25 protein-coding genes and 2 pseudogenes are annotated in these 23,546 nt (G+C 45.0%); 18 read left to right on the top strand and 9 right to left on the bottom strand.

Translation table 11 applies throughout. From position 1 onward, the window contains the following. Nucleotides 1-59 precede the first annotated feature (59 nt). Nucleotides 60-1,469, top strand: a complete 1,410-nt coding sequence (gene gndA, locus MTN95_RS15215; protein ID WP_044154734.1) for an NADP-dependent phosphogluconate dehydrogenase — start codon at nt 60-62, stop codon at nt 1,467-1,469. A gap of 64 nt (nt 1,470-1,533) precedes the next feature. After that, a complete protein-coding gene (locus tag MTN95_RS15210) occupies nt 1,534-2,202 on the top strand; it encodes a DUF3885 domain-containing protein (RefSeq protein WP_248338815.1) in 669 nt (222 codons plus the stop codon). A gap of 44 nt (nt 2,203-2,246) precedes the next feature. Here MTN95_RS15210 and zwf read toward each other — a convergent pair whose 3' ends face one another. Continuing rightward, nucleotides 2,247-3,716 (bottom strand): glucose-6-phosphate dehydrogenase, encoded by a 1,470-nt coding sequence (gene zwf, locus MTN95_RS15205; RefSeq protein WP_010334843.1) that lies wholly within the window; start codon nt 3,714-3,716, stop codon nt 2,247-2,249. Between the two features lie 223 nt (nt 3,717-3,939). Here zwf and rnz point away from each other — a divergent pair, with 223 nt between their 5' ends. Beyond that, nucleotides 3,940-4,863 carry a ribonuclease Z gene (gene rnz, locus MTN95_RS15200; RefSeq protein WP_105991944.1) on the top strand — a complete coding sequence of 308 codons (924 nt, stop codon included), beginning with the start codon at nt 3,940-3,942 and terminating at the stop codon, nt 4,861-4,863. Nucleotides 4,864-4,942: 79 nt separating this feature from the next. Continuing rightward, the gene (gene rpmG / locus MTN95_RS15195) at nt 4,943-5,092 is read left to right on the top strand and encodes a 50S ribosomal protein L33 (RefSeq protein WP_003226511.1); all 150 of its coding nucleotides are present in this window, start codon (nt 4,943-4,945) and stop codon (nt 5,090-5,092) included. A 34-nt stretch (nt 5,093-5,126) separates the two neighbouring features. Here rpmG and MTN95_RS15190 read toward each other — a convergent pair whose 3' ends face one another. Next, entirely contained in the window at nt 5,127-5,897 is a 771-nt protein-coding gene (locus MTN95_RS15190; protein WP_105954885.1) for an alpha/beta fold hydrolase, read from the bottom strand. A gap of 117 nt (nt 5,898-6,014) precedes the next feature. Beyond that, complete coding sequence (gene namA / locus MTN95_RS15185) at nt 6,015-7,031, bottom strand: NADPH dehydrogenase NamA (protein ID WP_248338813.1); 1,017 nt, start codon at nt 7,029-7,031, stop codon at nt 6,015-6,017. Between the two features lie 170 nt (nt 7,032-7,201). Between namA and MTN95_RS15180 the strand changes: the two genes are divergently transcribed. Then, entirely contained in the window at nt 7,202-8,833 is a 1,632-nt protein-coding gene (locus tag MTN95_RS15180; protein ID WP_248338893.1) for a M20/M25/M40 family metallo-hydrolase, read from the top strand. A gap of 47 nt (nt 8,834-8,880) precedes the next feature. Here MTN95_RS15180 and proC read toward each other — a convergent pair whose 3' ends face one another. Further along, nucleotides 8,881-9,717 carry a pyrroline-5-carboxylate reductase gene (gene proC / locus MTN95_RS15175; RefSeq protein WP_185848853.1) on the bottom strand — a complete coding sequence of 279 codons (837 nt, stop codon included), beginning with the start codon at nt 9,715-9,717 and terminating at the stop codon, nt 8,881-8,883. Between the two features lie 402 nt (nt 9,718-10,119). Between proC and MTN95_RS15170 the strand changes: the two genes are divergently transcribed. The 5 genes and pseudogenes from MTN95_RS15170 to MTN95_RS15150 all read left to right on the top strand — a co-directional run bounded on the left by MTN95_RS15170 (nt 10,120) and on the right by MTN95_RS15150 (nt 14,705). Beyond that, nucleotides 10,120-11,079 (top strand): MBL fold metallo-hydrolase, encoded by a 960-nt coding sequence (locus MTN95_RS15170; protein ID WP_248338811.1) that lies wholly within the window; start codon nt 10,120-10,122, stop codon nt 11,077-11,079. A 5-nt stretch (nt 11,080-11,084) separates the two neighbouring features. Further along, on the top strand, nt 11,085-11,864 hold the full coding sequence (locus MTN95_RS15165) for an SDR family NAD(P)-dependent oxidoreductase (RefSeq protein WP_105954889.1): 780 nt from the start codon (nt 11,085-11,087) through the stop codon (nt 11,862-11,864). Between the two features lie 92 nt (nt 11,865-11,956). Further along, entirely contained in the window at nt 11,957-13,315 is a 1,359-nt protein-coding gene (gene dsdA / locus MTN95_RS15160) for a D-serine ammonia-lyase (RefSeq protein WP_248338809.1), read from the top strand. A 75-nt stretch (nt 13,316-13,390) separates the two neighbouring features. Then, a complete protein-coding gene (gene coaA / locus MTN95_RS15155; protein ID WP_024121956.1) occupies nt 13,391-14,350 on the top strand; it encodes a type I pantothenate kinase in 960 nt (319 codons plus the stop codon). Between the two features lie 5 nt (nt 14,351-14,355). Beyond that, nucleotides 14,356-14,705, top strand: a pseudogene (locus tag MTN95_RS15150) (VOC family protein). Here the strand turns inward: MTN95_RS15150 and MTN95_RS15145 are convergent. From MTN95_RS15145 to MTN95_RS15135, 3 genes are all read right to left on the bottom strand, one after another. Further along, on the bottom strand, nt 14,702-14,863 hold the full coding sequence (locus tag MTN95_RS15145) for a hypothetical protein (RefSeq protein ID WP_024121954.1): 162 nt from the start codon (nt 14,861-14,863) through the stop codon (nt 14,702-14,704). The pseudogene MTN95_RS15150 and the gene MTN95_RS15145 overlap by 4 nt on opposite strands. Nucleotides 14,864-14,916: 53 nt before the next feature. After that, nucleotides 14,917-16,146, bottom strand: a complete 1,230-nt coding sequence (locus MTN95_RS15140) for an MDR family MFS transporter (protein ID WP_213417717.1) — start codon at nt 16,144-16,146, stop codon at nt 14,917-14,919. A gap of 505 nt (nt 16,147-16,651) precedes the next feature. Continuing rightward, nucleotides 16,652-16,858 (bottom strand): YqzH family protein, encoded by a 207-nt coding sequence (locus MTN95_RS15135; RefSeq protein WP_024121951.1) that lies wholly within the window; start codon nt 16,856-16,858, stop codon nt 16,652-16,654. A 167-nt stretch (nt 16,859-17,025) separates the two neighbouring features. Between MTN95_RS15135 and MTN95_RS15130 the strand changes: the two genes are divergently transcribed. From MTN95_RS15130 to MTN95_RS15100, 7 genes and pseudogenes are all read left to right on the top strand, one after another. Further along, the gene (locus tag MTN95_RS15130) at nt 17,026-18,264 is read left to right on the top strand and encodes a DNA polymerase IV (protein WP_095713226.1); all 1,239 of its coding nucleotides are present in this window, start codon (nt 17,026-17,028) and stop codon (nt 18,262-18,264) included. Continuing rightward, nucleotides 18,261-18,599: a YolD-like family protein gene (locus MTN95_RS15125; protein WP_185848858.1), complete on the top strand. Its 339-nt coding sequence runs from the start codon at nt 18,261-18,263 to the stop codon at nt 18,597-18,599. Before MTN95_RS15130 ends, MTN95_RS15125 begins: the two co-directional genes overlap by 4 nt. Nucleotides 18,600-18,782: 183 nt before the next feature. Further along, the gene (locus MTN95_RS15120; RefSeq protein WP_248338807.1) at nt 18,783-19,253 is read left to right on the top strand and encodes a GNAT family N-acetyltransferase; all 471 of its coding nucleotides are present in this window, start codon (nt 18,783-18,785) and stop codon (nt 19,251-19,253) included. A gap of 12 nt (nt 19,254-19,265) precedes the next feature. Next, nucleotides 19,266-19,623: pseudogene (locus MTN95_RS15115) on the top strand (antibiotic biosynthesis monooxygenase family protein). Continuing rightward, nucleotides 19,601-20,632 (top strand): bifunctional GNAT family N-acetyltransferase/GrpB family protein, encoded by a 1,032-nt coding sequence (locus MTN95_RS15110; RefSeq protein ID WP_248338804.1) that lies wholly within the window; start codon nt 19,601-19,603, stop codon nt 20,630-20,632. Before MTN95_RS15115 ends, MTN95_RS15110 begins: the two are co-directional and overlap by 23 nt. Beyond that, nucleotides 20,629-20,952, top strand: coding sequence for an iron-sulfur cluster biosynthesis family protein (locus tag MTN95_RS15105; RefSeq protein WP_024121945.1), 324 nt, complete (start codon nt 20,629-20,631; stop codon nt 20,950-20,952). Before MTN95_RS15110 ends, MTN95_RS15105 begins: the two co-directional genes overlap by 4 nt. Nucleotides 20,953-20,965: 13 nt before the next feature. After that, on the top strand, nt 20,966-21,205 hold the full coding sequence (locus MTN95_RS15100; protein ID WP_044154756.1) for a DUF2552 family protein: 240 nt from the start codon (nt 20,966-20,968) through the stop codon (nt 21,203-21,205). A 36-nt stretch (nt 21,206-21,241) separates the two neighbouring features. Here the strand turns inward: MTN95_RS15100 and MTN95_RS15095 are convergent, their stop codons facing one another. After that, nucleotides 21,242-22,147 (bottom strand): alpha/beta hydrolase, encoded by a 906-nt coding sequence (locus MTN95_RS15095; protein ID WP_227597665.1) that lies wholly within the window; start codon nt 22,145-22,147, stop codon nt 21,242-21,244. 171 nt (nt 22,148-22,318) lie between these two features. On the opposite strand from MTN95_RS15095, the gene MTN95_RS15090 reads away from it, so the two are divergent. Beyond that, nucleotides 22,319-22,543, top strand: a complete 225-nt coding sequence (locus MTN95_RS15090) for a YqkE family protein (RefSeq protein WP_248338802.1) — start codon at nt 22,319-22,321, stop codon at nt 22,541-22,543. A gap of 31 nt (nt 22,544-22,574) precedes the next feature. Here the strand turns inward: MTN95_RS15090 and MTN95_RS15085 are convergent, their stop codons facing one another. Beyond that, nucleotides 22,575-23,495 carry an aldo/keto reductase gene (locus tag MTN95_RS15085; RefSeq protein ID WP_248338800.1) on the bottom strand — a complete coding sequence of 307 codons (921 nt, stop codon included), beginning with the start codon at nt 23,493-23,495 and terminating at the stop codon, nt 22,575-22,577. Nucleotides 23,496-23,546: the final 51 nt, after the last annotated feature.

Here is a 23,546-nt window from a genome sequence, read left to right as displayed (position 1 = left end):
CATTTTATTTTAATGTAAATTTTAAAATGGTTAAACGTTTGCAGAAGGGACGTTAGAATATGTCAAAACAACAAATCGGAGTTATCGGGCTTGCGGTAATGGGTAAAAATCTGGCTTTAAATATTGAAAGCCGAGGATTTTCTGTTTCTGTTTACAACAGATCAAGCAGCAAAACCGAGGAATTTTTGCAGGAGGCTAAAGGCAAAAACGTTGTTGGCACCTACAGTATTGAAGAATTTGTTCAATCCTTGGAAACACCGCGCAAAATTTTGTTAATGGTTAAAGCGGGAACTGCTACAGATGCGACAATTCAATCTCTTCTTCCTCACTTAGAGAAGGACGATATTTTAATTGACGGCGGAAATACATATTATAAAGATACACAGCGCCGAAACAAAGAGCTTGCTGAAAGCGGCATTCATTTTATCGGCACAGGTGTTTCAGGCGGAGAAGAAGGAGCGCTTAAAGGGCCTTCTATCATGCCTGGCGGACAAAAAGAAGCTCATGAACTTGTGAAGCCAATTCTTGAAGCGATTTCTGCAAAAGTTGACGGTGAAGCGTGTACGACATATATCGGTCCGGACGGTGCCGGCCATTATGTGAAAATGGTGCACAACGGTATTGAATACGGGGATATGCAGCTGATCTCTGAATCTTATTTCATCCTGAAGCAGGTACTCGGCCTTTCAGCTGATGAGCTTCATGAAGTATTTGCTGAATGGAATAAAGGCGAGCTTGACAGCTATCTGATCGAGATTACTGCTGATATCTTCACGAAAAAAGATGAAGAAACAGGCAAACCGCTTGTTGATGTGATTCTTGATAAAGCGGGTCAAAAAGGAACAGGAAAATGGACAAGCCAAAGTGCACTTGACTTAGGTGTTCCGCTTCCGATTATCACTGAATCTGTATTCGCACGTTTTATTTCAGCGATGAAGGATGAGCGTGTGAAAGCAAGCGGCCTTCTTTCAGGGCCTGAAGTGAAGCCTGTTACAGAAAATAAAGAAGAGCTGATCGAAGCAGTCAGAAAAGCGCTGTTCATGAGCAAAATCTGTTCTTACGCCCAAGGATTTGCCCAAATGAAAGCAGCTTCTGAAGAATACAACTGGGATCTCAATTACGGTGAAATCGCTATGATCTTCCGCGGCGGCTGCATTATCCGTGCGGCATTCCTGCAGAAAATCAAAGAAGCTTACGACCGCGATCCTGAGCTTGATAACCTGCTGCTTGACAGCCACTTCAAGAACATTGCAGAAAGCTACCAAGGAGCGCTTCGCCAAGTGATTTCACTTGCAGTTGCCCAAGGTGTGCCGGTACCTTCATTCTCAAGCGCACTAGCTTATTATGATAGCTATCGCACAGCCGTGCTGCCTGCAAACTTAATTCAAGCGCAGCGTGACTACTTCGGTGCCCATACTTATGAGCGCACAGACAAAGACGGTGTCTTCCATACTGAATGGATGAAATAATGATGTGGAAATCCCGCAGCCTGACAGCTGCGGGATTTTTTTGAAATAGAGTGCCGACGAAAGGATGTATATTTTGCCTGTAAATGAGTATCTACTTGAAAATTTCCCTGGTTTACGACTTATGCCTCCTTTGTTTTATAACTGGCAGATTGGAATTCGGTTTGAAATAGGTGTAGGGTATAATGTAAACGATGCCTATCTACACAGCCCTTATTTAAATAACGCATATAAGAGAGCTGTCACTTTATTTAAGTCTCTACATGCCGAAGATGATGATATATTTGTTATAGCTGATGCTGTTGGTTTTGAAGGGAGAAGGGGATATAAGAGCAAATTGCATATTTTCTCACGGTACATTCGAGAAAAAGCTGTGTTGAAAAAACTGCAGCACATTGCTGTTCCTTATACTTGTTCTGATGATTATGATGATAAAACGCATAGATTTTTTCTTAGATGCAAAGCTGGTGATATAAGATATATTCCAATGCTGAGAGCAATATGTAATCAAGATATGGGGATAAAACCAAGCATTTCTCAAAAAATTTACTTTATCAATATAAAAAAGAGAACCATTTTTTATCTTTATGATGATCGAGGCTGCGATATTTTAGCTGCTACAGCTGAAACAATACGGGATATGTATGAAACATATAACAGTTGGATATTAGATTACGACAGAGAGAGAATCAATCGTCTTTTTGAGCCGCTTAGAGGCAGAAAGCTTGATACATAAATAAAAGGCTGAAAATGCTTTACAAGCACTTTCAGCCTTTTTCTTTATATATTCCACCAATGCAAGCCGTCTTTCGCCAAAAGATCATCTGATTCTTTTGGACCCATAGAACCTGCTTCGTAGTTTGGCGATAGGGTTTTGTTGGCTGCCCATGTTTCAGAAATGGAATCGACAAAGCTCCAAGAAAGGGCAACTTCATCCCAGTGTGCGAAGTTAGTCGCATCTCCGAGAAGACAGTCGTGAATCAATTTTTCATATGCTTCAGGAGTGTTCAGCTCGTCATTGCAATTGCTGCAGTAATCCAGTTTGATTGGCTGCGCGTGTGCTGCTCCTCCGAGTTTTTTAGCGTTTAAGTAAAGTGTAATGCCTTCGTCAGGCTGAATATGAATGACGAGTAAGTTCGGATTCATGTTGTTTTCATTGCCGTAGTACAGGTTCATCGGAATGTCCTTAAATTGAACGACAATTTTTGTAGACTTTTCTTTCATTCGTTTTCCGGTACGAATGTAGAATGGAACACCAGCCCATCTGAAGTTGTCGATCAGAAGCTTTCCAGAAACAAAGGTTTCTGTATTTGAGTCAGGAGCGACGTTATCCTCATCTGTATAAGCAGGGACTGGCAGACCATCAATTTCACCGGCTTGATATTGTCCGCGCACAAAATACTCATCCACTTCGTCTTTTGCAATAGGGCGGAGGGCTCTAAGCACCTTCACTTTTTCGCTGCGGATTTCTTCTGTGTTCAGTTTAATCGGCGGCTCCATTGCGAGAAGCGCAACCATTTGCATAATATGGTTTTGGACCATGTCGCGAAGGGCGCCTGATTTTTCGTAATATCTAGCACGGTCTTCAACACCAAGTGATTCGCTTGATGTGATTTGGATATTTGAGATGTAGCGGTTTGTCCATAGCGGTTCGAAAATCGCATTGGCAAATCGAATGACCTCAATATTCTGTACCATTTGTTTTCCTAAATAGTGATCGATTCTGTAAATTTGATCTTCTGTAAATGCTTCGCGAATTTCTTGATTTAATGCTTGCGCGCTCGGCAAGTCATGGCCGAACGGCTTTTCAATCACAAGGCGGGACCAGCCTGTAGTTGCTGTAACACCTTCTGATTTTAATGTCTTTGCAATTGTCCCAAAGAATTCTGGGGCCATTGCCAAGTAGAACATTCTGTTGTTCGGGATTTGATATGTATCTTCCAGCTGGTTGAGCAGCACGTTAAGCTCTTGATAAGAACCAGGGTTTGTCACGTCAAACGGGTGATAATAGAAATGAGACGTGAAATCATCTATATGTTTATCAGCAGCTGAGGAAATAGATGTTTTGACGGTTTGGCGAAGATCCTCATTGGACCAGGGTCTTCTTCCGACTCCTACAACTGCAAACTCTTCTCCGATTTGTCCGTTTTTATATAAACGGTGAATGGACGGATAGAGTTTTCGTTTTGCTAAATCTCCCGTTGCACCGAATATGACAATTACTGCTTTTGGTTGTTGGTTTGTTTTCACTAAAAGTACCTCACTTTATTCGAAGCTTTATTTTAGTACCCCGCATATTTCCTTCATTTTAAATCTAAAATTCAACGAAAGCAAACATTTAAGACCTTTTTTTGCAGAATGGCGCAAAAATATTTCTAGAACGAAAGGATTGCCCGAATCAGAGGCAAGATTCACATTTTACGCATGATCCTGTATTCTTGTAGGTAACTAGTTCTAGTAGGAGGAAGGAAATGTGGAATTACTTTTTTTAGGGACGGGAGCCGGAATTCCCGCTAAGTCGAGAAACGTGACGTCGATCGCATTAAAACTGCTTGAAGAAAGGCGATCTGTATGGCTGTTTGACTGCGGGGAAGCCACACAGCATCAAATTTTACATACATCGATTAAACCTCGAAAAATAGAAAAAATCTTCATTACTCACATGCACGGCGATCATGTATACGGTCTTCCAGGGCTTCTTGGCAGCCGTTCTTTTCAGGGCGGTGAGGACGAGCTGACGGTTTACGGACCGAAAGGCATCAAGGCGTTTATTGAAACAAGTCTTGCCGTCACGAAAACTCACCTAACATATCCGCTTGTGATACAAGAGATTGAAGAGGGAGCGGTATTTGAGGACGATCAGTTTATCGTCACAGCTGTATCCGCGATTCATGGTGTAGAGGCCTTCGGGTACCGCGTACAGGAAAAAGATGTGCCTGGTTCTTTAAAGGCGGCGTTATTAAAGGAAATGAATATTCCGCCGGGACCTGTATATTCGAAAATGAAAAAAGGTGAAACTGTGACACTTGAAGACGGACGCATCATAAACGGGAAGGATTTTCTGGAGCCTCCTAAAAAGGGGAGAGCTGTCGTGTTTTCCGGGGATACGAGAGTGAGCGATAAGATAAAAGAGCTTGCACGGGACTGTGATGTGCTTGTGCATGAAGCCACCTTTGCTAAGGATGATGTGAAGCTTGCTTTTGATTATTTTCACAGTACAACAGAACAAGCAGCTGTAATTGCCAAAGAAGCTGGGGCGAAGCAGCTCATTTTAACTCATATCAGCGCGAGATATCAGGGAGAGGCTTCTTTAGAGCTCCAAAAAGAAGCGGCAGCCGTTTTTCCGAACAGCATCACAGCGTATGATTTCTTAGAGGTTCAAGTTCCGAGAGGCTGAGAAAGAGATGGTGTTTGACAATCTGTTATTAAGTTGTATAATAAAACGTAACCATTTCGTTTTATAAGGAGATGTTAACATGAGAGTAAATGTTACTTTGGCTTGTACTGAAACAGGAGACAGAAACTACATCACAACCAAAAATAAACGCACAAATCCTGATCGTTTAGAGCTGAAAAAATACTCACCGCGGTTAAAGAAATATACCCTTCATCGTGAAACAAAATAACAAAAACCCCGGCTGCTTTAGCCGGGGTTTTTGTTTAATTGACTGCCTGGTATATCGGGGCGGCCTGCTGGCAGGCCGCGCACCAAACATCATAAATCGCCAGATGGACGATATGAGGTTCATCATGATGAATGTTATGTGAGCTGTTTTTAGCTTGTATCCAGCCGCTTTGATCGGATAGAGACAAAATGCTGCTATGCAGGTTTCTCCAGTCCTCTTCACCGGAGGCGAATTTCTCAGTGCGTTCACCTGATGACAGTACAATAAGCGGCATGTTCCCTAAATGGACTTGCTGCTGTTTGAACTGCCGCAGACTTTTCGAAAAGTCTGCATGTGTCTCCTCGAGCATCATCTGTTTTCTGTATGCTGTATGCATTTCTTCAGGAATAAATGTAAAGCCGCCATTGCCGTAATCTCCTAAAGCGGGATCAAGGAGCACCATGCCGATAATATCCTGTCGGTTTTTACAGGCCCATAAACTGCTGATAACCGATCCGTATGAATGTGAAACAGCCAGATAAGGGGGTCTTATACCTGCTGCCTTAAGCAAGCTTTCTAATTCTCTCACCTTTTGGTCGGCTGTTCGTTCTGCTTTGCTTTGTCCGCTTTTCCCAATGCCCGCTCTATCATATGTGAATATGCCAAATTCGTCATCAATGTCCGCTGTTAGTGGTTTCCACGTCTCTGAAGAAGTGCCGTAGCCGGCTTCAAAGACAATGGTTACACCGCTAAATCCTTTTCGGTGTTTTGTATGAAATTCACAACCGTCAACCGTATAGGTCCTTTCGATCCATGCTGCATTCATTGGAGTCATCTCCTCTAATTGGTTCTACTAGGGAGACGGAGAACGTCAGCTGATCGTTTCTCCAAAAATAAAAAAAGAGATATCCGGCGGCGGAGCCGCGGATATCTCGGGTCAAGATTACCAGCCTCTTTCGTATTGAACAGGGGCTTGAATGTCTGTATTCAGCTGTTTTGCGGCAGTTCTTGCAAAGTAAGGATCGCGTAATAGCTCTCTGCCGATAAAGATGAGGTCTGCACGGTTATTTTGAAGAATTTCTTCAGCCATTGAACCATTTGTAATCATCCCGACAGCTCCAGTCGCCATGTCAGCCAGTTCGCGGATTTTCTCGGCGAAGCTGACCTGATAGCCAGGGAATACGTTAATGTCTGCCTGAACAAGGGCACCTGAGCTGCAGTCAATTAAGTCAACGCCCTGCTCCTTCATCCATTTTGCAAAACCGATATGATCAGCGATGTCTAAGCCTTTGTCTGTATAGTCAGAAGCCGATACACGGACAAATAAAGGACCGTCCCACACTTGTTTGACTTCATCAATGATTTCTCTTAAGAAACGGTAGCGGTTTTCTGGTGAGCCGCCGTATTCATCTGTGCGATGGTTAGAAAGCGGAGATAAAAATTCATGAATTAAGTAACCGTGTGCTGCATGGATCTCAATCACATCAAAACCTGCTTCTTTTGCACGGGCAGCCGCTTGTTTGAACTCCTGCACGGTTTCTTTCACTTTTTCAGTTGTCATTTCAACCGGCGTGCTTGATTGCTCGTCAAACGCGATCGCAGACGGAGCGAAAATATCTCCTTCAAGCTCTGCTTTACGTCCTGCGTGGGCAAGCTGAATTCCGATTTTTGAGCCTTGCGCTTTTACCTGCTCAGTCAGCTTTGCGAAACCTTCGATATGCTCGTCGCTCCATATCCCTAAATCTTGGTCTGTGATTCGTCCTTGAGGATTTACCGCTGATGCTTCCACAATAATCAATCCGACCTGGCCGACTGCGCGCGTTATGTAGTGAGCCATGTGGAACGGCTGTAATTTTCCGTCCTTTTCGTGAGAAGAGTACATGCACATTGGTGACATCACAATGCGGTTTTTTAATGTTACATCTTTAATTGTAATAGGTGTGAATAATTTTCTGGCCATTTCTTTCGCCTCCCGTAAGGTTTTTAGAGATTGATTATAACAAGTCATTTCTTTCACGTCATATAAACTGCTCAAACGATCCGAATTTGTCAAATACTTCTGTATAATAGACAGGGAATCATTTTATTTTTTAGGGTCGAAGCGTTTTTATACATAGGAGGTCGGAAATGATGAATTGGCAGACTAAGGATGATTTGCTTACCCTTTTAACTTCTCTTGTCCAGTACGAAAGTGTCACCGGTTCAAAAGGGGAGGCCGCACTTGTAGAATATCTTTATTATCTTTTAAAGGACAAGCCTTATTTTCAAAATAACCCTGATCATGTAACACTCCATCCGATGGAAGACGGCAGAACGTTTTTGACAGCGCTTGTCAAAAAGAAAGATGTCAAACAGACGGTGCTCTTGCTGAGTCATTTTGACGTCGTGGACATAGAGGACTACGGAGAATTCAAACATATGGCTTGTAAGCCGGCTGAGCTTTTGAACTCCTTTTTAGAGAAAAAAGAGTTGCTTCCTAAACGTGTGAGAACAGACGCGGAAAGCGGCGACTGGCTGTTCGGGAGAGGCACGATGGATATGAAAGCGGGGCTGGCTGTTCAGCTGTCGATGCTTGAGCGGGCAATGAATGGTCATTTTGATGGGAATGTGCTTTTGATTACGGTTCCTGACGAGGAAGTGAACTCAAGGGGAATGATCGAAGCCGTTCCTGCGCTGAAAGAAATGGAGAAAAAATATCATCTTACATACACTGCTTGTTTGAATAGCGAACCGATGTTTGAAAAGTTTCCGGGCGACCAGCAGCAATATGTGTATTCAGGAAGCATCGGCAAGGTTCTCGCAGGGTTTTTCTGCAAAGGGATAGAGACGCATGTTGGAGAGCCGTTTTCCGGTTTAAATGCAAATTTAATGGTTTCTGAGATCAACCGTTTGCTGGAACTGAACGTGAATTACTGCGAAATGGCTGACGGGGAAGTCACCCCGCCGCCGGTAAACTTAATGCAAAAGGACTTGAAGGAGGCATATTCCGTCCAAACACCGCATACGGCCGTTACGTTATTTAATGTACTGACAATGAAGCGCTCCGCGAGTGAGCTGCATAACATGCTGCGGAAAACCGCAGAGCAGGCGGCAGAGAAGATTTCAAACCATATTCAGCAGAAAACACGTGATTTCCAGAAGTTTGAGCCATTTTATCCAATTGAACGAACTGTCTCTGTTTTTACATTTGATGAGCTGCTTGCATGTGCGAAAAGGCGTGTCGGAAGCTCGGAAACAGAACGGGTGCTGAATTTCACTTATGCAAACAGGGGAGATCTTGGAGACAGGGATTTTTCGACTAGAATTGTATCTGAGCTCGCAGCGCTGTGTAAGGAAGATGCGCCGCTCATCGTTCTCTTTTACAGCCCTCCATTTTATCCCGCAGTGTCATCAAAGAACGATCAGGTAATCAAGAATACTGCTGGCAAGCTCATTCAATATGCAGCTGACAGGTACGGCATTGCTTTACGGGAGGTTCAGTATTTCCCAGGACTCTCGGATTTGAGCTATCTTCAGCTGGAAAAACAGGAGGTTGGTGCATACACAAGCAATATGCCGCTCTTTAACAGAGGATATTCACTTCCCAGCAGTAAAGACAAGGCGCTGTATGTCCCGGTATTAAATGTCGGCCCGGCTGGAAAAGACCCGCACAAATGGACAGAAAGACTGTATGTGCCTTATTCCTTTGAGGTGCTTCCCGACTTGCTTTCCTTTACAATCTCTGCATTATTAAAACAATCAGAAGCTGCCAGCCAGCCTTAAGATAAAAGAAGACAGAAAGCGCTTTGCCTTCTGTCTTGTGTTTTTTTCTATAAATGCTTCTTTAAGGCGGCTCCGGCAAATTGCTCTTTGATTTCAGCGCTTCGTTTGGCTGTTTCTTCAATACAATGAATGATCGCTTCTTCAAAGCGGGCTTCCGTTAAAGCGCGAAGGCCTGCCTCTGTTGTTCCCCCTGGGCTCGTAATCTCCCTGCGCAGCTGTGCGGGCTGTTTTCCGCTTTGACGAAGCATGTCTGTTGCGCCTGCCATTGTCTGCAGGATCAATTTTTTAGCCGTTTCCTCCTCTAAACCGACCGTTTGCGCCGCTTTTTCCATCGCTTCGATATAGCGATACAGGTAAGCGGGACCGCTGCCTGCTATCGCGGTAACGGCATCAAGGTGCTGCTCCTCAACCAATGTGGCGTCACCGATTGTTTCTAGCAATGCTGTAGCCGCCGTGATATCGTCTTGGCTTGCTTCAGCGCTTACGGAAAATCCGGTTGCTGATTTTCTGATGGCAGCTGAAGTATTCGGCATCACCCGTATGACAGCAAGCTTTCTGCCGAAATAATGCTGAATGGTTTCGATGGTAAGGCCTGCAAGCACAGAAATGACAAGCTGATCCTTCATGTAAGAACGAATGCTGTCAATGCTCTCTGCCGCATCCTTAGGCTTAAAAGCGAGAACGACGATATCTGTTTGTGTGAAAAACTCGCTCTTATCCCTGCATGGACGCACGCCGTACATTTCCTTTAATTCATTGAGTCTCTCTTCGTTTGACCTGTTTGTGATATAAATATTTTCAGGTTTTGTAATGCCGCTTTGCAAAAAGCCGTTGATCATTGCTTCAGCCATGGACCCGGCGCCGACAAATCCTATCTTTTTCATGGATATCCTCCTTCTATCAGAACAACAAAAAACCTTTTCATCACGTAAAGGACGAAAAGGTTCGCGGTACCACCCTCATTAGCACAACTTGTGCTCAGCTCAAATCCCGTAACGCGGGAAACGTTTAGGTTTTCCTAACCGCGACTTGAGGGCAGGTTCTACAAACAAGCGGGCCGCGATACCTTTCAGCCTGGGGATATCGCTCTCTCTGGCCATTGCCTGTATACTATTCCTCGTCATAGCGTTCCAATGGTTCTCATTTTAGTTGTTGTTCATTATGCAATGGGGGATAAGCTAATGTCAATAGCTTTTTCAAAAAGGGACATTCTCATACGGCAATAATGACACAGGACCGGGAAAAAGCTAAAATATGAGTAATGAATGAAGACAAGGAGCAAAAGAATGACAACTGCAGATATCATTCCGATTCGCGTCCCGACACCGTTTGCCGTCGGTGATGTCATCGTTTACTTAGTAAAAGGTGACGCGCTGACACTGATCGATGCCGGACCGAACACTAAAGAAGCAGCTGAAGTCCTAAAAGAGCAGCTTGCTAGTATACATATAGAAATGTCAGATATTGAGCAGATCGTGCTGACTCACCATCACGCGGATCATGCGGGGTTGCTTGATGTTTTTTCTGATGATATTAAAGTGATTGGACATCCGTTTAACGAACCATATATCAGTAGAGACAAGGCATTTATGGAGTGGCAAAAACATTTTTTTCAAAAGCTGCTGCCTGAGTTAGGCGTTCCATTTGATGATGTGAAAGCAGAAAAGCTCATCCGGTCGGCGTACGCATTTTCCTGTACAAGATCCTTGACCCAAACGGTTACGGAAGGGATGAAAATTGACGGGATGGGTGACTGGACTGTTCTGGAAATGCCCGGACATGCAGAGTCGCATATTGTTCTCTTTCATGAAAAGACCGGAAGAATGCTTGGCGGTGATTTGCTGCTGGCGAACAGCTCGTCTAACCCGATTCTTGAAGCGCCAAAAACGGGAGAAAAAAGATCGGAGCCTTTACTGGATTATCAGCGGTCGTTGCGGAGGCTGTCTGAACTTGCGCCGAACACAGTGTTTCCCGGTCATGGCGAGACGATTGGCAATGTACGAGCACTGATCAAGAAGCGGTTTGACAAGCAGAGCAGCCGAACCGAGGATGTGCGTCATATGCTGTCGGAAAAACCGCTTACCGCTTTTCAGGTCTGTCAGCAGCTCTTTCCTGCCGTTTATGAAAAAGAGTTGTTTTTAACGATGTCAGAAACGGTTGGGCATCTTGATATATTGGCAGCCGAAGCAGGCATCACGTCATATTGGAATGGAAAAACCGCATACTTTAGAGCAATAGAGAGGTGAACAGGGTGAAAAATATAGCTGGCAAGCGTATTTGGATTACAGGTGCTTCAGGAGGGCTTGGTGAAAGAATCGCTTATTTATGTGCGGCTGAAGGAGCCCATGTTTTGCTGTCGGCAAGACGTGAGGATCGTTTGAAGGAAATCAAAAGAAAAATGACCGAGGAATGGAGCGGACAATGTGATATTTTCCCTCTGGATGTCTCCCGTCTTGAAGATATCACCCTCGTCCGTGATCAGATCGGTCCGGTTGATGTGCTGATCAATAATGCAGGCTTCGGTATTTTTGAAACGGTTTTAGACTCTACACTTGATGAGATGAAATCAATGTTTGATGTCAATGTTTTCGGTCTGATCGCCTGTACAAAAGCTGTTCTTCCGCATATGCTTGAGCAAAAAAGCGGCCATATCATCAATATTGCCTCTCAAGCAGGGAAAATTGCCACGCCGAAATCCAGCCTTTATTCAGCGACAAAACACGCTGTGCTCGGCTATTCAAACGCTTTGCGTATGGAGCTGGCGGGCACGGGCGTCCATGTGACGACAGTCAATCCAGGGCCGATTCAGACTGACTTTTTTTCTATTGCTGATAAAGGCGGAGACTATGCCAAAAATGTCGAACGCTGGATGCTTGACCCAGATGATGTGGCAGCACAAATCGCGTCTGCCATTATGACGAACAAACGTGAAATCAACCTTCCTCGTTTGATGAATGCCGGCACAAAGCTATATCAGCTGTTTCCAGCCCTTGTGGAAAAGCTGGCTGGACGGGTGTTCATGAAAAAATAAGCATGGAACTGCCTGTGTGAGGCGCCTTTTGGTGTGTTTGCAGGCAGTTTTTTATAAAGATATACATTTGTTACAGGAAGGAGAAATGGCTGATGTCGATAAATCAAGAAACTTTGCGTAATCTGATAAAAGATCCATTTATTCAGAAATTGATTGATGCACGACCGGTATTCTGGGCTAATCCCGGCAAGAAAGAGGGGATGGTTCTACAAGCGGCTGAGTGGGAAAGCGAGATAGCCGAGGCGGACAAAAGACTTCGGCGGTTTGCTCCTTATATTGCCGAGGCGTTTCCGGAAACAAAAGCTGCCGAAGGGATGATTGAATCGCCGCTTTTTGAAATACGCCATATGAAAAAGAAGCTGGAGGAAGTGTATGGCGCAACGTTTCCGGGGAGATGGCTTTTAAAGTGCGATCATGAGCTTCCGATTTCGGGATCGATTAAAGCACGCGGCGGTATTTATGAAGTGCTGAAACATGCGGAGGAGCTTGCGCTTCAAGAAGGAATGCTTAAGGAAACAGATGATTACCGCATCTTGCACGAAGAGCGGTTCACTTCATTTTTCTCACGCTATTCCATTGCTGTCGGCTCAACAGGCAATCTTGGTTTAAGCATCGGCATCATTGGCGCCAAACTAGGTTTTCGAGTGATGGTGCATATGTCCTCCGACGCTAAACAGTGGAAGAAGGATTTACTTCGCAAAAAGGGTGTCACCGTAATCGAGTACGAATCAGATTACAGTGAAGCGGTTAAGGAAGGACGGCGGCAGGCGGAACAAGATCCATTCTGTTATTTTATTGATGATGAACATTCCCGCCAGCTGTTCCTAGGTTATGCGGTAGCGGCCAGTCGTTTAAAAACACAGCTCAGCTTAATGGATATCGAGCCTGGTCCTGAAACACCGCTGTTTGTGTATTTGCCTTGCGGAGTCGGCGGAGGGCCGGGCGGTGTGGCATTTGGACTGAAGCTATTATACGGAAACCATGTCCATGTATTTTTCGGGGAGCCTACCCATTCACCGTCTATGCTCTTAGGTCTATATTCCGGCCTGCATGACCAGATCTCTGTGCAGGATATCGGCTTGGATAATGTAACGGCTGCTGACGGGCTTGCCGTAGGGCGTCCGTCAGGATTTGTCGGCAATCTGATAGAACCTTTGCTGAGCGGCTGTTATACAATTGAAGACGAAACGCTGTATACCTTGCTTCATTTGCTGGCTTTATCTGAAAATAAGCATTTAGAGCCGTCTGCGCTTGCCGGCATGTTCGGGCCTGTTCAGCTGTTTTTATCGGAAACCGGGAAACACGACATGTCTGAAAATGATCTGCGTCTCAGCATGAAAAATGCCGTACATGTTGTCTGGGGAACGGGAGGCAGTATGGTTCCGAAAGAAGAAATGGCTGCATATAACCGAATCGGTGCTGACTTGTTAAAAAGTAAATTGAAAAAATAAGCAGACAGTAGGAATGTTTTCCGTTACAATCTTTGTAAGCGTTTGTTTAAAGCTACAGAGAGTCAGGTGTAAACAGTGAAAAATAAAGAGCTTAATTTACATACTTTATATACACAGCACAGCCGGCAGTCTTGGTCAGGATTTGGGGGCCATTTGTCGATTGCTGTTTCTGAAGAAGAGGCAAAAGCTGTTGAAGGGCTGAATGATCATCTATCCGTAGAGGAAGTGGAGACGATCTATATTCCGCTTGTTCGCCTGCTTCATTTGCATGTCAAGTCCGCTGCCGAACGAAATAAACATGTGAATGTTTTTTTGAAGCACCCTCATTCAGCCAAAATTCCGTTTATCATCGGCATTGCCGGCAGTGTCGCAGTCGGAAAAAGCACGACAGCGCGGATTTTGCAGAAGCTGCTTTCGCGTTTGCCGGATCGCCCCAAGGTCAGCCTGATCACGACAGACGGCTTTTTATTTCCTACAGCTGAGCTGAAGAAGAAAAACTTGCTGTCAAGAAAAGGATTTCCTGAAAGCTATGATGTGAAAGCGCTCCTCGAATTTTTGAATGACGTAAAGTCAGGAAAAGAAAGAGTGAAGGCCCCGGTATATTCTCATTTAACCTATGACCGCGAGGAAGGTGTGTTTGAGGTTGTAGAACAGGCTGATATCGTGATCATCGAAGGGATTAATGTTCTTCAATCACCGACCTTGGAAGATGACCGGGAAAATCCACGCATCTTTGTTTCCGATTTCTTTGATTTTTCAATTTACGTCGATGCGGACGAAAGCCGGATTCTTACCTGGTATTTAGAGCGTTTCCGCCTTCTTCGGGAAACAGCCTTTCAAAATCCGGACTCGTATTTTCATAAGTTTAAAGACCTGTCTGACCAGGAGGCTGACGAGATGGCAACCTCGATTTGGGAGAGTGTCAACCGCCCTAATTTATATGAAAATATTTTGCCGACTAAATTCAGGTCAGATTTAATATTGCGAAAGGGAGACCGGCATAAGGTAGAAGAAGTGTTAGTGAGAAGGGTGTGACCATTATGCACCATATTGAACTGTATGTCTCCGGTTTGGAAGCGGCTATAAAGAGTTTCAAAAATGGAGTTCCGGCATCAGCTGGAAGAATGATCACTTTTACCTTGTGATTGTTCAGGCAAAAGAAGAATGTCTAGAGCCGAAATATCACAGGTGCCGTGTCGGGCTGAACCATCTCGCGTTTCATGCTGAATCCAAGCTTCAAGTCGACCTGATGACTGAAAAATTCATGGCGAAAGGCTATCGTGTGCTGTACCGAGACCGGCATCCTTTTGCCGGAGGAGACGGGCATTATGCAGTCTATTGTGAGGACCCTGACCGGATCAAGGTAGAGCTCGTTGCCCCAAGCGGTTAATCGTTTTGGTCTTCGGACATGCTGTTAAGCTTTTTTTCGATTCGGTCCAGCTGTGCTTTACGGTTTTTCGCATATGTAGAGCCGATCACAGCCGCCGAGATAACAGCGGCAAACATGAAAAATACGATCAGCTGAAACATGATATCACCTATATTCATATTTCATCACCTCGTTTTTGCGGGAGAGAGCGATTCTCTCCCGTCTTCTTGTGTTAAAGCGGCTTCCCCAGTCCGGGTTGCTGCTCAGTGATTCCCGCTTTCATCCTCCGATAGGCAAACACTAAAAACGGCAGGCCAAGCAGGGTGATGCCGCTAAGGACAGAAAAAATGGAACTTGGATGCCCGGCACCAAATGCATCTATACATAAGCCGCCGGCCCAAGGGCCAATCACATTCCCAAACTGCGAAAAGCCGATCGCTCCGAAATACGTTCCTTTTAATCCGGGTTTTGCAATCTGGTCTACAAACAAATCCATCATACAGAATAAGAGCACTTCTCCAATTGTAAATGCAACCACAATGATAACAAGTGAAGAAACCCCGTGTGACATGGTAAGGATCATCATGCTGGCGCTGATCATGATATTGCCGAGCATCAGGGAGCAAAGCGGCGAAAACCGTTTACCAAGGTGGACGATGGGAAACTGTGTTGCCAAAACAACAATTGCGTTTAATGTCAGCATCAAGCCGTACAATTTTGTCCCATTTTCGATAAAGGGATTCTGCGCCATATATTGCGGAAATGTAGAGCTGAACTGCGAATAGCCGAAGATGCATAGTGTAATGCCGATAAGAGCAACTGTAAAAAGACGGTCCTTTTGCGTTACCATAAACGCTTCCCGAACGTTCAGATTTCTGGATTGTTCTAATGTCGCGGGTGGATGCTTTTTAAATTGGATGGCAAGGATGACACCGTACATCCCATAAATCACCGCGGGCACCAAAAAAGGAGCGGTAGATTGTGATGAACCAAAGTACAGACCGAGCACAGGGCCGAAGACAACGCCGATATTAATGGCTGCATACCGTAAATTAAAAACCAGCAATCTTGTTTTTTCTTCTGTCATATCTGACAGCAAAGCTTTTGAAGCAGGTTCAAACAGTGATTTACAAAGTCCGTTTAACGCATTTACCACAAAAAATACCCAGAGGTGAGAAGCGGCCGCAAACCCTGCAAACACCAGCATCCAGCCGAAAATGGATACAAGCATCATGTTCTTTCTGCCGAATTTGTCCGAGATATATCCGCCATAAAAGCTTGCAATGATCCCGACTGATGAGCTCGCCGCAATGACAAGCCCCGCGTAGGACGCTGATGCGCCTTGGACAGCTGTTAAATAAATCGCTAAAAACGGAATGCTCATCGATGTTGCCATCCTGCCAAAAATGGTTCCGATAATAATTGTCCAGCTGATTGGGTGGATATCTTTCCATGTCTTCATGTCTATTGTTCTCTCCTGTTAGTAAGATCTTTTTCTATCATACATGAAAAAATTTCCTTATCCAACGGCGGATTAAATATTTTTACTTACCGGTTTATATGGGATTGTATTACACTATGTGTGCGCAGGATGACCTTTGTTTTTGAATGGTTCATGTTTCACGTTGACGGTGGCGTTTACGCCGTTGAAGCGGAGGTTGAAGTATGCGGATTTTTTGTCCGGCGCTTATATCATGAAAGTGCAATTCTCATTGAGCAGAAATGCCCGGGCAGTTTAAAGACATCAGGAAGGCGGGAGAAGCAAACGGATTTCCGTTTAAAGACGTTGACCCATCAGGCTCTAGCTCATATCGTCGGGTTCCTGAAATGCTGAGTGAGTAAAGTTTATTGATGGGCTTGAGCGTCCTTACATGAGAAGGGGCGCTTCCCGTCAATATCAGCCGCGTCCCTTCTGGCCATACGAAAACAGATATACGAAATCTCTCCAACAATGAAGGTGCATGACACTAAGAAAACAGCCCTTGGTTTGTGACGTAGTCATAAATGATATCCTCTATATGCGCATGCAGGTCCTCGTCTGGATCTTCATTTTGTCTTTCCTCTAAAGCAGCTTTCAGGCTTTGTTTTTCATACGGGCTTAACGGATCAACGGCGACATTTCGGCCGTATTGGCGCAATGCCTGTCCCAGCATTTTTTCGACAAATTTCTCCATTTTGACTCTCCTATCTTTATGGTTCGCTTTCATTCTACTAAATGTTTTCCTTCTCTCAAACCCTTGCATCATATTTTCTGTCAGACAAGAATCATTTACCAGTATAAATCGAACAAATTTTCGCATATAATAGTGAAAGCGAACATAAGTTCTTTTTAGAGGTGTGTATGATGAAAGAAAAAGTGATTTTTCTCGTTGACATGCAATCGTTTTATGCATCTGTAGAGAAAGCGGAAAATCCACATTTGAAAAATCAGCCGGTGATTGTTTCGGGTGATCCGGAAAGGCGGGGCGGAGTTGTATTGGCTGCATGCCCGCTGGCGAAACGAAAAGGGGTAGCCAATGCCTCACGCCTGTGGGAAGCGCAGGAAAAGTGCCCTGAAGCTGTTGTGCTCCGGCCTCGTATGCAGCGGTATATTGATGTATCGCTGCAAATCACCGCCATTTTAGAGGAATATACAGATCTTGTGGAGCCCTATTCCATTGACGAGCAGTTCATGGATATCACAGGCAGCCAGAAGCTGTTTGGGGCGCCCGAGGAAATTGCTAAAAGCATTCAGGACAGAATCATGCGGGAAGTCGGCATTTATGCCCGGGTCGGAATCGGCCCTAATAAAGCGCTTGCCAAAATCGCGTGTGACAATTTTGCCAAAAAGAATAAGAACGGTATTTTCACGTTAACGAAAGAAAATATGAAAACCGAGATGTGGCCGCTTCCGGTGGGGAGTATGTTTGGCGTCGGGAGCCGGATGAAACATCATTTAAATCGAATGGGCATCAGCACGATCGGCGGGCTTGCGGTTTTTCCGCTCGAGCTGTTAAAAAAGAAATGGGGCATTAACGGACACGTGCTGTGGATGACGGCGAACGGAATCGACTATTCTCCTGTGTCAACGGCATCGCTGGACGGACAAAAAGCGATTGGCCACGGAATGACACTCCCGAAAGACTATGAACACTTTGACAAAGAAATAAAGGTCGTTCTGCTGGAGCTGAGTGAAGAGGTATGCAGGCGAAGCCGAAACGCCGGGATGATGGGGCAGACGGTTTCGGTGAGCTGCAGGGGGGCTGACTTTGATTTGCCGACCGGCTTCAACCGGCAAGTGAAGCTGGCGGAACCGACCAATTCTACGCAGGATGTGTACCAGGCTGTATGCAGACTGTTTCTCAAGTTTTGGGACGGGAAGCCTGTCCGCCGCCTCGGGGTCAATCTCTCTCAGCTCTCATCTGATGAAGTATGGCAGCTTAATTTATTTCAGGATTATGCAAAGAAGATGAGCCTCGGCTATGTGATGGACGGGATTAAAAACCGGTTCGGCGACACGGCGATCATCAGGGCGGCCTCACTGACAGCGGCAGGCCAGGCGTTTGAACGTGCGGCTAAAATAGGAGGGCATTATAAATGAATGAGCATTTAAAAAGAGGCAATCTGCTGTGGGAAGGAAGCCGAATGTTTCTGCCTGAACATAAACAAAGCCTGCTTGAGAGAAAACACCATAAACAGAAGCTGCAAAGGCCAATCCTTGATTCGGATAAGCTGGCGGAGATGAACCAAACGCTTTGCATGGCAATGGAATTTGCTCAGGATATTACTGTCAGCTGCTTTCAAGATGGCGAAATTGTCACCTGCAGCGGGAAAATCTGCCGCTATGAGGAATTTGAAAAAACAGTGTGGATAAAAGGGGACGCCGGCAAGCTCTGTAAGCTGAGACTTGATCAGGTGCTTGATATTTTTCTGTAAATGTCCCCCCTCCTGGAGGGGGAGAACTAGATGTGAAAATAGCAAACATTGTTCCGTCAGCAGTCTGGAAACGTATGATACAGAAAAGAAGGCATTTACAATTCCAGTCAGGCAAAATATAATTTTTATATTGTGAGAAAAAAGAGACATTCGTTTTGCCAGACGGAGGGAGATCAAATCGTAATGGATATTCGAACAATCACGTCTTCAGATTATGAAATGGTAACGTCTGTAATGAATGAATGGTGGGGCGGCAGGCAGCTGAAAGAAAAGCTCCCGCGATTATTTTTTGAACATTTTCAGGACACCAGCTTTATCACACATGAACATAACAGCATGACTGGATTTTTAATCGGATTTCAATCGCAATCAGATCCTGTAACGGCATACATCCATTTTTCCGGTGTGCATCCGGATTTCAGAAAAATGCAAATTGGAAAACAATTATACGAGGTGTTTATTGAAACAGTTAAGAAAAGGGGATGCACCCGGGTAAAGTGCGTGACGTCCCCGGTAAATAAGGTGTCAATCGCGTATCATACAAGACTGGGATTTGAAATTGAAAAAGGCAGCAAAACAGTGAATGGCATCTCAGTATTTGCAAATTACGATGGACCGGGCCAGGACAGGGTTCTTTTTGTGAAAAACATATGAGGAGGAACCGCTATGGATTTTTTAACAAAAACACCTGAGCCTCCTTATTATGCTGTTATCTTTTCTTCTGTCAAAAGTGAAAATGACGAAGCTTATGGAGAAACAGCAGAGCGGATGGTTTCGCTTGCGGCGAGCCAGCCCGGATTTTTAGGTGTGGAAAGCGTTCGCGGAGCGGATGGAACCGGCATCACAGTTTCCTATTGGGAGAGTATGGACGCAATCAATCATTGGAAGCATCACACCGAACATCAGGCAGCGAAAGAGAAAGGAAAAAGCGTATGGTATGAATCGTATGCGGTCCGCATCGCCAAAGTCGAGAAGCAGCGGCTGTTTTCAGGAGAAAACAAATGATTGCATTTCTTCAGCATAAGGAGGAGGCTGTATCGCGTGAGATTATTGACGTTCAAAAGCCAGCTTATGTAAAAGAAGCGGAGCTTATCGGTTTTGACGGAATCCCTGCTTTACACGAAAAAGCTGAGGATATCAGAGCCTCCCAGGAGCGATTTGCGGGATTCCGGGAAGACGGGAAACTGCTCGGTGTCATTTCATACGAGAAGTTTATGCATGAGCTGACCATTTGCAGGCTTGTTGTGCATCCCGATGGCTTCAGAAAAGGCATCGGACGAGCACTCGTGCAATTTGTTATTGATCAGAACGAAGACGCTGAGAAAATCGAGGTAGTAACAGCCGAGAAAAACAACCCGGCCGTGTCGCTGTATACGCAGGCAGGGTTTGTAAAGACGAAAACCGTCAAAGCGTCAGAGGGGCTTTTTCTGTCAGTCTTTCATCTCTATCCGAAAAGAAAGGTTGAAGTCGTTCACTACAATGAAGAATGGGCAAGGCTGTTCAGAGAGGAAAAAGATCGTCTGAAGCTTGTGCTCGGCCCGGAGATTATTGACGTGCATCATGTCGGAAGCACATCGATACCAAATATGGCGGCAAAGCCGGTCATTGATATCCTGATTGCAGTAAAGGATATCGCGGCCGTGAACCAATATGATTCGAAAATGGCGGAGCTCGGCTATATGCCGAAAGGAGAAAACGGCATGATTGGCAGACGCTATTTTCAAAAGGGCGGAAATAAGCGTACTCATCATGTTCATATTTATGAGGGAGGGCATCCTGCTATTGAACGGCATTTGGTGTTCAGAGATTATCTCACAGCTCATCCGGAGATAGCGAATGAATACGCCGCGCTCAAAAAACAGCTGGCGGCCCAGTACCCGGACAATATCAAGCAGTACATACAGGGAAAAACCGATTGGATCAAGGCTGCAGAAGAAAAAGCGAAGCGGTGGAAAAAAGGCAGAAACAATGCGAACGGACGCGTGGTGTGCTACAATAGCGAAAATGAAAAAAACGGGGGTTTCACCTTATGAACATTCATGTGACAGATGCAGCAAAACAGGCACTGCAGCAGGCGCTTGACGCCAACCCGGGGAAAAAGGCACAGCTCCGTTATGACGCTGAAGGATGCGGCTGCGCAGTAAGCGGTGTACCGACCATCTGGGTGACAGAGGAATTAGCGGGACAGTGTGAGCAGCTGGAAACGAACGGCATTCCGCTATATATCCAGTCGTCGCAAAAAGTGTTTTTTGACGATCAAATGACAATCGATTACAATGAAAAAGCCAAAACGCTGGCGCTGAAAAGTCCGGCTCAAATGCTCAGTCCAAGAATGAGCATATTAGTAAAGTAGGGAGACACGAAACGTGGAACAAAAGCTGAAGTCAATTAAGAATACAGCACAGAATAAAACGTGGGTATCCTTTCTGAACAAAAACCATCCCTACACACTGCTGCATTGGTCAATCGGAGGAGCGCAATCCGTCGAGAAGGATGTTTGGCTTTTGCAGGATGAAATGACATTTGAAGCGCAGGAGTTTACTACGATAGACCTTGCGATTGAATGGATCAGTGAACATATGGATGGCATCACCGACGTTTTATGATGGAAAAGCGAAAGGCCGAAAGGGGCCTTTCGCTTTTTACGTTATTTTGTCTAAAAAGGCTTGCACGGTTTTTCGATACGTGTCCCGGTTTTTTGTATACGACATGGCGTGTTCTCCAGCTTCAGCAATATAGAGTTCCTTTGGACCGGGCTTTTTTTTATAAAGCCGCTCGGTTGCAGAAACAGGAATATAATCATCGTGCCTGCTGTGAATAAAGAGGACCGGCTTTTCGATCGTTTCGATGACGGCAAGCGGAGATACATCGCGTGCGCGGTAGCCGTCCCTGAACCGTAAAAAGGAGTCGGCAATGGGAAGAATCGGCCAGGAAGGCAGCCGGTATTCCGCTTTCAGACGATACGCAAGCTGTTCCTCGAAGCTTGCAAACGGGCAATCGGCAATATAAAAATCAGCGCCATCGTCAGGATGTGCGCCTGCATACAACAGAGCAGTCACTGCTCCCATTGATTCACCATGAACTCCAACCAATCCGCGGTTACCGGTTTTGTCTTTGACCCATTTGACGACCTCGTGTAAATCATCCTTTTCATAAAAACCATAGCTTGTAGTCTTTCCGCCGCTCTGTCCATGCCGGCGATGATCGTAAATCAGCACATTCCAGCCGAGATCAAGAAATAAATCCATATATTTGAGAGAATTCAATACATTCACGGTCACACCGTGGCAGATGATCATTGTATTTGATGTATCGTGCGGTGCAGCATAGTAGCCTTTTATATCATATCCGTAAGCCGATGGAATCACAAAAGCCGTTTTCTCCATGCGTTCAAACGATTCAAATACATCATGCCCGTCATCTGTTTCTCTTTTCATAATCTCATCGTCGGTTTTTTTCTTTATGAACATAATGATATTTGTGAAACAAATACCGATAGCAGCTACAGCTGCCAAGACAGCGCCGACGGCTAAAAGGAATCTTTTCAAAAGACACAGCACCTTTCAACTCTATTATGGATAACCTTCTAACACCATTATACCTAAACGCTGCTGAGCCGGCAGAAAAATATGACAGCGTTTTTCCGAAGAGAGTCTGCTTGTTCAGCCTGAATCTCCATGATAAACTGGCTTCAAAACAAAAACACGGGGGAAGCGAGCATGAAAAAACAAAAATCCGCTGACAAACACCAATTAAAAGACGACCTTCAATCCGATATAAAAGAAAAGCTGATGCAGATGAAAAGCCAATTGAAGGAAGAGGATCAGGAGAGACAGAAAAGAGAAAAAGCAGAACAGATCAGAAAGAAAAAGGAGATCGAAAAAAATAAAACCTTCGAAGAGCTCCTAAATGAAAGTCCGTTGGATTGGCATCAATATAAATAAACCAGCACCTGTACAGGTACTGGTTTTTCTGTTAAGAGCGGTGCGCTTCGTAAACGTCTTGTTCCGTATGAGATTGGAGCGCTTTGATTTCCTCTTCACTTAAACGCCGTGCGTTTGCAGCATGAACGTTTTCCCGTAACTGCTCAATCTTACTGGCGCCTGTAATCACTGAGGCGACAGCAGGCTGTGCTAACAGATACTGCAGCGACTTTTCTATCATAGACAGATCTGGCGCGACATTCTCCATCGCTTTGCGGGCATTTGTCAGTGTCTCGAATGAATAGGATAAGTACCCGTTTTGTTTGATACTGTCAGCCGCTTGTTCAAGCGGTTTCTCAGTCAGCAGCCCTTTAGCGACCGGGCCCCTGGCAACGACACTGATCTGATGTTCCTCTAAAAGCGGGAGCCATTCCTCCGGCCGTCTGTCAAACAGGCTGAATTGCATCATAATGCTGACGATGTTTGACTTTTTTATATATTCTTTAATGACGTTCGGGCGAATAGAAGAAATTCCATAATAACGAATGACACCTTCTTGTTTTAATTCTTCAAATGCTTCAATCGTTTCATCAATGTTATCTTCTATTGTGCCGCCGTGAAGCTGATACAGGTCGATATAATCCGTTTTCAGACGTGTCAAGCTCTTTTTCACAGCTTCTTTTATGTAAGCTTTTGAAGGGTCCCAATACCAGCCTTCACTTTCGTCACTCCAGCGGTTTCCCGCTTTCGTTGCCAAAATAATATCCTGGCGTCTGTTTTGAATCGCTTCGCCGACGATTTCTTCATTGCGGCCGCGGTCATACAAATCAGCTGTGTCGAGATAGTTGATGCCAAGCTCAATGGCTTCATCAAGGATCGACAGCGCTTTATTTTTTTCGGTTCCAAGGGACATACAGCCAAGTCCGACTTCGCTTATTTCTAAATCAGATGAACCTAGTTTGCGCTTTCTCATGTGCACACTCCTTTTTTTAGGCTTTGTAATGACCGTAATATAAAGGAGCGG

Source organism: Bacillus sp. 2CMS4F (genome assembly GCF_023161785.1).
Lineage (GTDB): Bacteria > Bacillota > Bacilli > Bacillales > Bacillaceae > Bacillus > Bacillus halotolerans.
The sequence above is the reverse complement of the archived record's forward strand: the minus strand, read 5'-3'. Positions and strand labels throughout refer to the sequence as shown.

Coding starts and splice junctions, on each gene's coding strand:
- gndA (WP_044154734.1), top strand. CDS start 60: ATGTCAAAACAACAAATCGGAGTTATCGGGCTTGCGGTAATGGGTAAA.
- MTN95_RS15190 (WP_105954885.1), bottom strand. CDS start 5,897: ATGAATGCAGCATGGATCGAAAGGACCTATACGGTTGACGGTTGTGAA.
- MTN95_RS15180 (WP_248338893.1), top strand. CDS start 7,202: ATGAATTGGCAGACTAAGGATGATTTGCTTACCCTTTTAACTTCTCTT.
- MTN95_RS15130 (WP_095713226.1), top strand. CDS start 17,026: ATGATGAAAGAAAAAGTGATTTTTCTCGTTGACATGCAATCGTTTTAT.
- MTN95_RS15135 (WP_024121951.1), bottom strand. CDS start 16,858: ATGGAGAAATTTGTCGAAAAAATGCTGGGACAGGCATTGCGCCAATAC.
- MTN95_RS15170 (WP_248338811.1), top strand. CDS start 10,120: ATGACAACTGCAGATATCATTCCGATTCGCGTCCCGACACCGTTTGCC.
- MTN95_RS15140 (WP_213417717.1), bottom strand. CDS start 16,146: ATGAAGACATGGAAAGATATCCACCCAATCAGCTGGACAATTATTATC.
- dsdA (WP_248338809.1), top strand. CDS start 11,957: ATGTCGATAAATCAAGAAACTTTGCGTAATCTGATAAAAGATCCATTT.
- MTN95_RS15145 (WP_024121954.1), bottom strand. CDS start 14,863: ATGAATATAGGTGATATCATGTTTCAGCTGATCGTATTTTTCATGTTT.
- MTN95_RS15090 (WP_248338802.1), top strand. CDS start 22,319: ATGAAAAAACAAAAATCCGCTGACAAACACCAATTAAAAGACGACCTT.
- MTN95_RS15120 (WP_248338807.1), top strand. CDS start 18,783: ATGGATATTCGAACAATCACGTCTTCAGATTATGAAATGGTAACGTCT.
- MTN95_RS15210 (WP_248338815.1), top strand. CDS start 1,534: ATGTATATTTTGCCTGTAAATGAGTATCTACTTGAAAATTTCCCTGGT.
- proC (WP_185848853.1), bottom strand. CDS start 9,717: ATGAAAAAGATAGGATTTGTCGGCGCCGGGTCCATGGCTGAAGCAATG.
- MTN95_RS15105 (WP_024121945.1), top strand. CDS start 20,629: ATGAACATTCATGTGACAGATGCAGCAAAACAGGCACTGCAGCAGGCG.
- namA (WP_248338813.1), bottom strand. CDS start 7,031: ATGGCCAGAAAATTATTCACACCTATTACAATTAAAGATGTAACATTA.
- MTN95_RS15110 (WP_248338804.1), top strand. CDS start 19,601: ATGATTGCATTTCTTCAGCATAAGGAGGAGGCTGTATCGCGTGAGATT.
- MTN95_RS15125 (WP_185848858.1), top strand. CDS start 18,261: ATGAATGAGCATTTAAAAAGAGGCAATCTGCTGTGGGAAGGAAGCCGA.
- MTN95_RS15085 (WP_248338800.1), bottom strand. CDS start 23,495: ATGAGAAAGCGCAAACTAGGTTCATCTGATTTAGAAATAAGCGAAGTC.
- rpmG (WP_003226511.1), top strand. CDS start 4,943: ATGAGAGTAAATGTTACTTTGGCTTGTACTGAAACAGGAGACAGAAAC.